This is a genomic window from Sphingopyxis terrae subsp. terrae NBRC 15098, from assembly GCF_001598815.1.
GTDB lineage: Bacteria > Pseudomonadota > Alphaproteobacteria > Sphingomonadales > Sphingomonadaceae > Sphingopyxis > Sphingopyxis terrae.
In genome coordinates, this window is sequence record NZ_BCZQ01000038.1 from 26,943 (window position 1) to 34,509 (window position 7,567).

The 7,567-nt window shown below is 59.4% G+C and carries 15 protein-coding genes; 5 read left to right on the plus strand and 10 right to left on the minus strand.

What is annotated here, in order from left to right:
* Positions 1–165: 165 nt before the first annotated feature.
* The 10 genes from STE01S_RS20540 to STE01S_RS18265 all read right to left on the minus strand — a co-directional run bounded on the left by STE01S_RS20540 (position 166) and on the right by STE01S_RS18265 (position 5,989).
* Positions 166–333 (minus strand): hypothetical protein, encoded by a 168-nt coding sequence (locus STE01S_RS20540; protein WP_162928337.1) that lies wholly within the window; start codon positions 331–333, stop codon positions 166–168.
* Positions 330–716, minus strand: a complete 387-nt coding sequence (locus STE01S_RS18230) for a hypothetical protein (RefSeq protein WP_062770437.1) — start codon at positions 714–716, stop codon at positions 330–332. The genes STE01S_RS20540 and STE01S_RS18230 overlap by 4 nt, the downstream gene beginning before the upstream one ends.
* Positions 713–871: a hypothetical protein gene (locus STE01S_RS20545; RefSeq protein WP_162928338.1), complete on the minus strand. Its 159-nt coding sequence runs from the start codon at positions 869–871 to the stop codon at positions 713–715. The genes STE01S_RS18230 and STE01S_RS20545 overlap by 4 nt, the downstream gene beginning before the upstream one ends.
* A 128-nt stretch (positions 872–999) precedes the next feature.
* A complete protein-coding gene (locus STE01S_RS18235; protein ID WP_062770439.1) occupies positions 1,000–2,556 on the minus strand; it encodes a hypothetical protein in 1,557 nt (518 codons plus the stop codon).
* Positions 2,556–3,560, minus strand: a complete 1,005-nt coding sequence (locus STE01S_RS18240) for a CHC2 zinc finger domain-containing protein (RefSeq protein WP_162928339.1) — start codon at positions 3,558–3,560, stop codon at positions 2,556–2,558. Before STE01S_RS18240 ends, STE01S_RS18235 begins: the two co-directional genes overlap by 1 nt.
* A complete protein-coding gene (locus tag STE01S_RS18245) occupies positions 3,557–4,138 on the minus strand; it encodes a PDDEXK family nuclease (protein WP_162928340.1) in 582 nt (193 codons plus the stop codon). Before STE01S_RS18245 ends, STE01S_RS18240 begins: the two co-directional genes overlap by 4 nt.
* Before the next feature lie 593 nt (positions 4,139–4,731).
* Positions 4,732–4,944 carry a hypothetical protein gene (locus tag STE01S_RS18250; protein ID WP_062770448.1) on the minus strand — a complete coding sequence of 71 codons (213 nt, stop codon included), beginning with the start codon at positions 4,942–4,944 and terminating at the stop codon, positions 4,732–4,734.
* Positions 4,944–5,123 carry a hypothetical protein gene (locus STE01S_RS18255; protein ID WP_162928341.1) on the minus strand — a complete coding sequence of 60 codons (180 nt, stop codon included), beginning with the start codon at positions 5,121–5,123 and terminating at the stop codon, positions 4,944–4,946. Before STE01S_RS18255 ends, STE01S_RS18250 begins: the two co-directional genes overlap by 1 nt.
* Positions 5,124–5,261: 138 nt before the next feature.
* Positions 5,262–5,777: a hypothetical protein gene (locus STE01S_RS18260; RefSeq protein WP_062770454.1), complete on the minus strand. Its 516-nt coding sequence runs from the start codon at positions 5,775–5,777 to the stop codon at positions 5,262–5,264.
* Positions 5,774–5,989 (minus strand): hypothetical protein, encoded by a 216-nt coding sequence (locus STE01S_RS18265; protein WP_062770457.1) that lies wholly within the window; start codon positions 5,987–5,989, stop codon positions 5,774–5,776. The genes STE01S_RS18260 and STE01S_RS18265 overlap by 4 nt, the downstream gene beginning before the upstream one ends.
* On the opposite strand from STE01S_RS18265, the gene STE01S_RS18270 reads away from it, so the two are divergent.
* The 5 genes from STE01S_RS18270 to STE01S_RS18285 all read left to right on the plus strand — a co-directional run.
* Positions 5,988–6,389, plus strand: a complete 402-nt coding sequence (locus STE01S_RS18270; protein ID WP_162928342.1) for a helix-turn-helix domain-containing protein — start codon at positions 5,988–5,990, stop codon at positions 6,387–6,389. The genes STE01S_RS18265 and STE01S_RS18270 overlap by 2 nt on opposite strands.
* Positions 6,390–6,638 carry a hypothetical protein gene (locus STE01S_RS18275; protein ID WP_062770463.1) on the plus strand — a complete coding sequence of 83 codons (249 nt, stop codon included), beginning with the start codon at positions 6,390–6,392 and terminating at the stop codon, positions 6,636–6,638.
* 208 nt (positions 6,639–6,846) lie between these two features.
* Positions 6,847–7,098: a hypothetical protein gene (locus tag STE01S_RS18280; protein ID WP_162928343.1), complete on the plus strand. Its 252-nt coding sequence runs from the start codon at positions 6,847–6,849 to the stop codon at positions 7,096–7,098.
* Entirely contained in the window at positions 7,095–7,271 is a 177-nt protein-coding gene (locus STE01S_RS20550; RefSeq protein WP_162928344.1) for a hypothetical protein, read from the plus strand. The genes STE01S_RS18280 and STE01S_RS20550 overlap by 4 nt, the downstream gene beginning before the upstream one ends.
* A partial coding sequence (locus STE01S_RS18285) for a hypothetical protein (protein ID WP_218017007.1) occupies positions 7,268–7,567 on the plus strand: 300 nt, incomplete at its 3' end. The genes STE01S_RS20550 and STE01S_RS18285, both read left to right, overlap by 4 nt.

Consider the following 7,567-nt stretch of genomic DNA (forward strand, 5'->3'; position numbering starts at 1 on the left):
ACGGGGGCAAAAATATCTCGCCGCGGCTGGCAAGCATTTTCAGCGTCCGGCGCGTCCATGACCGCTCCGTTCCAAGCGCACGGCAGACCTGGCGAACAGGCACAGGCCCATGCTTGCGCCAATAGGTCAGGACGCGAGCACGGGTAGCAGGAGGGCGGCCCTTGTTCATGCACTGGCTCCGGTCTTGAGGGGTGATGCCTTGGCGATCGCGACACAGGCCTTCGCGTATTCCTTGTCCACCTTCCACGTCGGGAACAGGGCGCGCAGATCGTCGAGCGTGATCTTGCCGCGGCGGAAGTCGATCAGGTCGAGGTGGAGTTTCTGGACGGTCATGGGGATTTCGGCTTCCACTGGATCGCGTTTCCCGCGCGAGACCAAAGCGAGAAGACTTCCGCGCTATCGAGGAGCGTTGCTTCAAACAACGCATTGCCGTCATAGGCGCCGGTCAGCCATCCAGACCAAGAACCAAACTCCCCGGCAAAATCATATTCAAGACCGTGGCGCTTCTTGCCGGGAGCAAAGAGCAGCGCATTATCATCGTCACCATCACGATGATCGTACAGGTGGCCTATGGCTTGGGTATTGAAGCTGATCGATGCTCTGGAAACATCATTGACGATCATGAACGGTGCGCCCATGGCAGCCCACCGCGCTTCAAGGCGCGAACGAAAGTTGACGCCCTTGTAGGCGGTAGGCTTTCCGACGCGACCGGTCATGATTGATCCCCCTTGGCGAGAAATGCGCGATACTCCCGCTTGCAAGCCAAGACTCGGTCACGGCTTAAGCCAAGCTCCTTGGCGATCTGGACATTAGACAGTCCTTTGCCAGCCAATCGAAGAATGATTGGTCCTCGTTCAATAGCCTTTTTCATTATCCTATCCTTTGCGGGAGATGCGGGTAGATGCGGGTAAAGATTCCCCTACCCCACGCGATTTGGCTGCCAAATTCCGCGCGGGGGCTGAAACACTCCCCGCAACCTCCCGCATCTCCCGCAAGATTTCATACCTCTTCAACGGACCAAACCTTCTGTTTCGAGTGGCTGTCCTCGGAATCTACGAAGCGTAAGCCATCGATAATTCTTCCTTTTTTGCTCGCCAAAAACTTGCCAAGCCTGATCGCGGACAGCACGCCCTTCGTTTCGGCAACGCCCTGCATGGCGTGGTGCAAATCGGGCGCGGTATACTGACCGTTGTAATTGTCCTTCGATCGCTCGATCGCCCGTCCAGTGGTGACATATTCTCCAATGAATTCGTTGCGCCAGGCGCGGAGAAGGGAACGTAGGGAGGCGGTTTCCGGGTCATCCGCGCGGGCCTGCTCCATCGTCTCCGCTGGGTCGACAAGACCGAGCCAGACGAGGGCGGATCGCACGACCTTGCTCCAGTCTTCGAATGATGCCAGCGGGCGGCACTGGTTCGGATAGCCGGCGACGGCATAAGAGCGGCAGACGGTCAGAGCCGCCGCGATGAACTTGCCGCGGTTCGCCATCACCAGCGCGAACGGGTCGGATTTGAATTGCCGCAGCTCTGGCCGTTCGGTCTTTGGGTCGAGGGTGCATAGGATGACGCGGCGCGTCATGTCGCCGACGAGGCGGATATTGTTGCCCGTCGCGAAGACGCAGGCGCGGTTTTCGACCTTGACGAGTTTCGATGATCCAAGCGGGCGGACGGAAACGATCGGGCGTTCGATCATCTGGCAGAGCAAATCTCCGCCAAGCTCTCCGTTCACATTGTCAATAGAGATGACGGCTTGTCCGTTCAGCAGCGCCGACACAAGGCGCTTCTCCGTCTCCTCTTCGGTGCGGCCCGCCGTGATGACCGGCGCATAATCGCCAAGGCCAAGACCGGCTGAAACGTCGATGATATAGCTCTTGCCGGACCCGGCAACCGGCGCCGTCGTGGCGTGCATAGGCACGGCCGATAGAGCCCCGCGAACAACCGTAGTGATCAAAGCGGAAAATGCCGCCGACCGGCTTGCCTCATTCGCGAAGGGGAAACCCTCAAGAAGCATCCCGAGCGTTTCAATGGCTCGCAGCCCATCATCGCGGGTCGGCTTATCCGGAATCGGTGGCAGCGACGGGGGCTCAAGCAAAAGAAGCTGCGTCGCCTCGTCATATCCGGCTTCTGACAGAATGGTGCCATCGGGCCTCAGGGTCGGCGTTGTGATAACCCCGGCGAGCCTCTGGAATTCCCATTCACCATCGCGGCTGAGAACCGTCTGCGCGACATTGCGCGGCGGATCGGTAGGAACCCAATCGTTCTTGCGGGCATTGAATTTCATCCAGCTCGCCGCGCGCGACATGTGATCAGTGAGGCAGTCCGCATCGACTTCGCACAACCGCGCGACCTTGGTCTTTCGACCATGCGCTGCCGGCATTTCATCGAGGACAGGCTTGACGATGCCGCCGCGGACGAACAGCGGCGCACCGGACGCGATAAGCGCGCGTTCGGCATCGGTCGCGATAATATGAAGTGCGTCCGGACGGACCTGGATCGAGCGCCCGCCGCGCTCAACAGCATTGGTGAATTTCTTCAAAATTGGCTCGACATTATCAGCCATCACGACCGCACCCCCATCAACTGATCATTCCAGTCCTTGAAAGGGGGATCCGGAAACACTTCTTCGACCTTTAGCCCCTGGCTGCTGTGAACGATGCGCGCTGCGACTACGGCTTTTCTCCCCGCGATATTATTGTCACCGGCAAGAATGAGAGACTGGACTGCCCGCGGAAAAATCATGCGCGGCATGACGGCGGTTCCGCACGAAACCCATACCGACATATGCGGCAGCAACTGCGCCAGCGTCAGACCGTCCTCAGGCCCCTCGCAATAGACGATTTGCTCGGCGACCGGGCCAAGGCGGATCGCCGAACCAACGAGCTTTCCGAACGTCAGTTTGGCCTTCGCCTTTGTTCCGTCCGCTCGCGTCCGCTCATATTTCCGGCGCCCGCCATCTTCCAGGAAAACGCATTGGACACCGACAATATCGTCGCTGTTATCCTGCATCGCGAAAACGACCGCCGGAATGTCGCGGCCTACCTCGCCAGTTTCAGCATTGCGCCAGCGGGGCGTCATCGCAAAGCGGACGGTTTCAGGCAGGTCCATGACGATGCCGCGCGACCGCAGATATACTTCTGCAGGCGTTCCTTTCGGTGGTATCGATGCTGCCCAAATCTCCTTGGCGACGGCGATACGCTCCGCCATTTTTTCTTCGTCTTCCGCTTTGCGACGGGCGCGCTCCTCTTCACTGATAACCGGGAATTCATCGCCAGCGAGGGCTTCATAGGCTTGGCGAAACGTCATGCCCTCGCCTTCCATCAAGAAGGTGATAGCATCGCCGCTTTTGCCGCAGCCGTGGCAGTAATATTGCCCATTCGAGTCATTGACCTCGAAACTTGGCGTCCGTTCATTATGGAACGGGCAGAGCCCGACCTTCTCGCTTCGGCCACGGGCCTTAAGCGTCGTATGGCGGCCGATAATGTCAGACAGGTTGTGCCTGTCCTTAGCCGCCTTGACGAGCTGCTCAAATTCCGCGGAGGGAAGACGGGCGGGCGAACTGCTCACGCGAACACCAGCGCATATCGCCGGATCATATCCGCGGTTTCATCATCCGAGATCACGCCTTCCTCGCGCGCGATCATGATCTTGGCCTTGCGCTCGGCAGGGTTTGTTTCGAGTTCGATCAGGCGCAGGACAACACGCTTTGCAGCATATTCGATCGGCTCGTCATTGAATTGGCGCTTGCCAACTGGCGCTCCGACCTCGGCCAACCGCTGCTCGACCGTTTCCCACGACCGATGCACCCCGCACGGGATATTGCGCCGCACAAGGCCATTCATGACATCGATCTGCGCGCGCGACGGCGTTCCCTTGCCATCCTTCATTTCTGCGAAATAGACGCCGCCCGGGAAGGCGATCAGCAGGTCTGGTATTCCGGCTATGGCCCCGTTGCGATGCAGCTTGGTCCGCTCATAATCGCTGCGCTTGCCCGACTGCGGGATATGCGCGACGAACAGGCCCAGGCGGCGGCAGGCGGCGACGACATGACGCTGGCGCACATCCTCGCTGGCGGGATTGCGGTCCTCCGGCTCGATGAAAAATTCGGGTGGGGCGTATAGATCGCTTTCAAGATGCGCGAACACGACGACGCTCCTTTTCGCAAATGCGGCAGACGCGCTTTCCATCCTGTCGGCTTGATGGAGGCAGGATATGCAATCCTCGACGGCAATGGGTTCTTTTGCGGGCGCGTTCATGCGAAGCAATCAGGCCAGCGCTGCTTAGTCGGCCGCGCTGCACCATGTCTTTCATATTGGCTGAGTGCGACCCCCAGCGGAGATGTGCGGGGTTGCAACAGGGAGGGTTATCGCAAGAATGAAGCGCGCCATATTCAGGGCTCGGCCTCGACATTCCCTCAAGTTCGAGAGATATATGCGTGGCCTTAATAAGCCGTCCATTGACGAATATCGTGCCGTAACCTTCGACACTACGAGCGCGCATCCAAGGCCAGCATTCATCCGGGCCGCCGAAGTCAATACTTGCCAAGAATCGGTAGATCGGAGGAACGCCTCGCCAGTTCTTGCGGGGCTGCTCGGCAAACGCCTTGGAGCGCTTACGGGTATCTCGGGGCCATAGGTCACAAATGCGGCGTGCATCAATTTCAGCGCTCAGCCGAAGCAAGGCGCCCGGCTGGAACATAATCTCGTTCAGTTTTTCATGTTCGGGAAATATCGCTCCATCAAGCAGCCCCACGACGCGCCTCCCGCCGTGCAAGTTCTGCCTCGACCATGACGCGCACGGTATCGAACGTCTCCCCGAACCCGCGCGCGAGGCTTTCAATGTCGGCCTCAGTGAAGCGATCGCGGTGCAGGATGCAGTCCATGAGCGCGATCCGCTTGCCGATCTTGGTGGGCGCCGGCTTGGGGAAGTATTTGGGTTTGCGTCCTCGCATCACTCGAACGCCCCCACGATCCGTTGCACGAAATTGGGCGACAGGCTGTAATGAAGCGCGATCTGCTCGACCGGCTGGCCTGCACCGTAACGACGCTTGATGTCGGCGTTGCGCTGGGCAGTGGCGTCCCATTGCTCGTAGCGCGATTTGGAGCGCGCGAAGAGGTCAGAGTTCTTCATGCGCATTCTCGCTCATGCGCAGAGTCCGTCGTCAAGGCGGCGTAGAGCGTCACCGATGCCGAAAATATGTCCATCTGGTAAACCCCTGTGGTTAATCGAAATTAACGGATCGGCGCCCGTTAATCCTGTTACGGGACGCTATTTTTTGTGCGCTTGCGAAGGCGGGTCGGTCGCCCCAAGTGACGAGCGATGCGGAAAAACGGAAAAAGATGCCAGGGCGCGGTTATGAAGCGCCCCGACAAGGTTCGCCGAGTGGATAGAGGGCGTTGGGGAAGTCATGCCGCCGTCGCTGTCGGCCGAGGAAAGCCCGGTGGGGGTAACTGGTTGGCGCAGAAGGTTGCGCATCGCCTCGGTGAAGCATTGCTCGGCGGGGCGTATTTTTTGGAACATATTTTCCGCCCAAGAGCGGTTCGCAGGCTTGCTCTCAAACTGCAGCGCGGAGATTATGTCTTCGCCCGTGGTGCTGATCCCTTCAACAAGCCCGCACACGCGCAACACGTCACCTCGCTTCGGATTCTCGGCCCATTGCCGGTACCACTTGTCGCTGATGCACTGAGCGAGATCCCCCACCTGCCAATCCTCGGACCAGCCGCGGCGATCGATGGGCTGCGTTGGCTTCGGCTTGCGACCGAACAGGCGGGCGAGGAAGGTCATGCGGCGGTCTTTCGCGCCTCGGCCACAACCGGGCATAGATCGCCGGCATCCATGATGCCGTTCGTCGCGGCCTCGGCCTTGAGCGCAAGGTGCGGAGGCCAGACACCGGAACTGCGAATTTGCGATAGTCGCGCCTTGGTAACGCCGATCGCCGCGCTAAGCGCGGTGAGGTTCATGGCGTCCGGGCGAGCAAGATAGGTTTCAAGCGTCATGACGGTTTGTTTAGACCATCTAAACGTCCTGCACAACCCCTTTCGTTTAGCTGGACGAAACGACTTTTCTGCGCGCGGAGATTATCCTTTCTGGATGGCTGCCCCCGCTCATGATTGGTATCTCAAGGAGTGGCTTTCGACGCTCCGCAAGAAGCAGGCCGACATTGCCCGCGATCTTGATTGGAACAAGGCCCGTGTCAGCTTGATGATTCGCGGCGAGCAGCAATATACCCGCGATGCGATCAACGAGCTGGCGGCTTATCTCAATATCAGGCCGCATGAATTGCTGATGCATCCGGATGACGCTATGGCACTTCGCCGGCTCCGTGAGGACGCCATAAGGATCGCGGCAGAGTCCCCAAAGGATAATGGAGCCGCACCGGAGCGAAAGAGCGCCTGAATGGCCGATGATGCCGAGATCAGAGCATTGCAGGACGAGCTTGCCGATGCCAGGCGCAGCATTCGCCGGCTGACGGCCGCGACGACCGCTTTCTTCACGCCCATCCTGATAGGCATGATCTTCCTGTTCTTCTTCTCGCTCGATCGGGCAACGACCGAATTGGGCAAGGTCGCCGTGTTCATTTGCGGCGCGATTGGATTCTGGTGGCTGCAAAGCGCGGGGCGGGCCTTCGACCGCGTGAACGATTAGAATCCCGAATTTCTCATTTCCTACATTGCTGCGAACAAGGATGATGCGCGAATCGGTATCGCCATCAACTCATTGATTCTGCGCGCCCGGTGAAAAAAGTTTCGTTGGGCTAAACTTTTCCATTGCCAATATCGTTTAGATCGTCTAAACATCCCCCATCACCCCGCCGATCCGAAAGCGAAGAAGCGGGCCAGATGGAGGAAAGCAAGTGGCACTCTACGACCCTCAGCCCAAGCAGCGCGGTCCGCTCCATATGCGGAAGGCGAAGGCTCTCACGGCTTTCATCGAAAATCGCGAGGCGATCTTCCGCGCTCGTCAGGGCGAAGTTCTGGACCGCATGAAGGCTGGCGAGATTTCCCCGCACGACGCGATGGGTCAGGTTTCGCGCATTCGTCGCCAGTGCGACGTCGAAACCGCTTCGCTCAAGGTCGAGGCCGGTCTGGCGGAGTGGGTGAAGTGAGCGGCGCCTTCGGCATCAACGCCGAATGCCGCGCGGCTGACCTTACCGTCGCCGAGCGCAACGCCTTCGCGCAATTCGCCCTTGGTTGGTTCTCGATCACCGACCCGAAGGAAGCGTCCCGCGCTCTTGAAGTGTGGCTGGCCGAGCGTCGTCAGGAAAGGAAAGCGGCATGACCAAGAAATACGAGTTCACTGGCGAGACGAAAATCGTCTTGGGCATAACGCTACGGCAAATCCGCGCACTCGTCACAATCGCTGCGGCTGGTGTTATGGCTGGCGATGTTGGCGGTTGGATCGAGAAAGAGGAAAATCTTTCGCAGGTCTCCGGCGATGCGTGGGTCTCCGGCGATGCGTGGGTCTACGGCAATGCGCGGGTCTCCGGCGATGCGTGGGTCTCCGGCGATGCGTGGGTCTACGGCAATGCGCGGGTCTCCGGCGATGCGTGGGTCTACGGCGATGCGCGGGTCTAC

Bases quoted from the DNA above. Each gene is read 5' to 3' on its own strand.
- STE01S_RS18255 (WP_162928341.1), bottom strand. From the start codon at position 5,123: ATGAAGAACTCTGACCTCTTCGCGCGCTCCAAATCGCGCTACGAGCAA.
- STE01S_RS20545 (WP_162928338.1), bottom strand. From the start codon at position 871: ATGAAAAAGGCTATTGAACGAGGACCAATCATTCTTCGATTGGCTGGC.
- STE01S_RS18265 (WP_062770457.1), bottom strand. From the start codon at position 5,989: ATGACGCTTGAAACCTATCTTGCTCGCCCGGACGCCATGAACCTCACC.
- STE01S_RS18250 (WP_062770448.1), bottom strand. From the start codon at position 4,944: ATGCGAGGACGCAAACCCAAATACTTCCCCAAGCCGGCGCCCACCAAG.
- STE01S_RS18230 (WP_062770437.1), bottom strand. From the start codon at position 716: ATGACCGGTCGCGTCGGAAAGCCTACCGCCTACAAGGGCGTCAACTTT.
- STE01S_RS20540 (WP_162928337.1), bottom strand. From the start codon at position 333: ATGACCGTCCAGAAACTCCACCTCGACCTGATCGACTTCCGCCGCGGC.
- STE01S_RS18270 (WP_162928342.1), top strand. From the start codon at position 5,988: ATGACGGTTTGTTTAGACCATCTAAACGTCCTGCACAACCCCTTTCGT.
- STE01S_RS18260 (WP_062770454.1), bottom strand. From the start codon at position 5,777: ATGACCTTCCTCGCCCGCCTGTTCGGTCGCAAGCCGAAGCCAACGCAG.
- STE01S_RS18235 (WP_062770439.1), bottom strand. From the start codon at position 2,556: ATGGCTGATAATGTCGAGCCAATTTTGAAGAAATTCACCAATGCTGTT.
- STE01S_RS18275 (WP_062770463.1), top strand. From the start codon at position 6,390: ATGGCCGATGATGCCGAGATCAGAGCATTGCAGGACGAGCTTGCCGAT.